At 71.8% G+C, this 1,406-nt stretch carries 2 protein-coding genes; both read right to left on the reverse strand.

Annotated features, from left to right (window positions below):
• Window positions 1-22: 22 nt before the first annotated feature.
• Window positions 23-484 carry an HNH endonuclease gene (locus CCN39_RS39165; protein ID WP_013226091.1) on the reverse strand — a complete coding sequence of 154 codons (462 nt, stop codon included), beginning with the start codon at window positions 482-484 and terminating at the stop codon, window positions 23-25.
• Between the two features lie 81 nt (window positions 485-565).
• On the reverse strand, window positions 566-1,406 hold an 841-nt coding region (locus CCN39_RS39170; protein WP_143264321.1), incomplete at its 5' end, for a CE1 family esterase.

The raw sequence follows: 1,406 nt of genomic DNA on the forward strand, positions 1-1,406 counted from the left end.
AGTGCCGACGGACAGGCCGTGCTCACGCGCCGGGCCGGTGCAGCTGGTCCCACGCCGGGACGTACGGGGTGAAGCGCAGCTTCATCCCGGCCTCGCCCGGCAGCTTGTCCGCCTTGCGGGCGTTGCAGCTGCGGGCGGTGCCGCCGCACGCGGCGACGGTGTTGAGCCAGTCGGTCCGGGCGCCACCGCGGCTCAGCGGCGTCACGTGGTCGATCGTGGTCGCGCGCTGCCCGCAGTAGGCGCAGCGGTGGCCGTCACGGACCAGCACGCCGCGCCGGGACCAGCGCGGCGGCTGCGTATATCGCCACTTCATGACGACGTAACGCAGTAACCGCACGATCTTCGGGCGCGGGAACAGCCCGTAGGCGAGGCCCTCCTCGGCCTCGTGGATCTCGGCGACGTGCCGGACCAGCATGCGGATCGCGTGCGGGACCGAAACGGTCTGCAGCGGCTCGTAGCCGGCGTTCAGGACCAAAACCTTCATGGCGCACCTTTTCCTTCGTGAAATCCGGAAAACTTGTGCGCAACATCGTCGCCGAGCCTGCTGACCTGCGTCAATCGTGTTTCACCGCAGCGGATGGCTGCGGAAGAACCGCCAGATGACCGGGGTCGCGTCGATGACCGTCGGCGTCGCGGAGTCGGCGTTGGGCCGGGTGCTGGGCCAGACGTGCCCCGCTCCTTCGACGCGGTAGTGCTCGAGGGCGCAGCTGAGCCACTTCTGCGCGACGACGCCCGCCACCGGCGTCCACGACACCGGGTCCGGACGGCAGCCGTCCCTTGTGGACCACGCGGCCAGCCAGTCCGGGACCGCCGGGAGGCCCTTGGCCGGGTTGCCGTCGTAGGGGATGGTCGTGTCGGCGGTGCCGTGGAAGTCGAGGATCGGTGCGGGGCGGCTCGGGTGGCAGGCGCCGCCCTGCGGGTAGAACGCGCCGGACACCGGGGCGAACGCGGCGATCCGGCCGGGCAGGCGGCAGGCCAGCACGCCGGCGAACCCGCCGCCGTTGGACTTGCCCGCGGCGTAGATCCGCCGGTTGTCGACGCAGAGCGTGCGCTGCAGGGAGTTCAGCAGGTCGCTGGTGAACAGCACGTCGTCGGCGGCGGCCGAATACGGTGCCCCGGTCCAGGCGGATTCGCCGTCGGTGCCGATCAGGCCCTGCGGGTATACCGCGATCGCGTCCAGTGCCGAGAAACCGGACAGCTCCTCCTGGTACTGCGAGGTCCGCTTGTGCCCGTGGAAGGACAGGACCAGCGGGTACGCCCGGTGCGGGTGGTACCGGGCGGGCAGGTGGACGGTGTACTCGCGGTCGAGGCCGCCCGAGGTGACGTGGCGGGTGGTCGTCACCCCGTCCCCACCACCGGCTGCGGGCACGCGCCCGGGTTCCCGGCCGGGGTGACGACCACCCGCC

The organism is Amycolatopsis kentuckyensis (assembly GCF_002155975.1).
GTDB lineage: Bacteria > Actinomycetota > Actinomycetes > Mycobacteriales > Pseudonocardiaceae > Amycolatopsis > Amycolatopsis kentuckyensis.

Bases quoted from the DNA above. Each gene is read 5' to 3' on its own strand.
- CCN39_RS39165 (WP_013226091.1), bottom strand. From the start codon at position 484: ATGAAGGTTTTGGTCCTGAACGCCGGCTACGAGCCGCTGCAGACCGTT.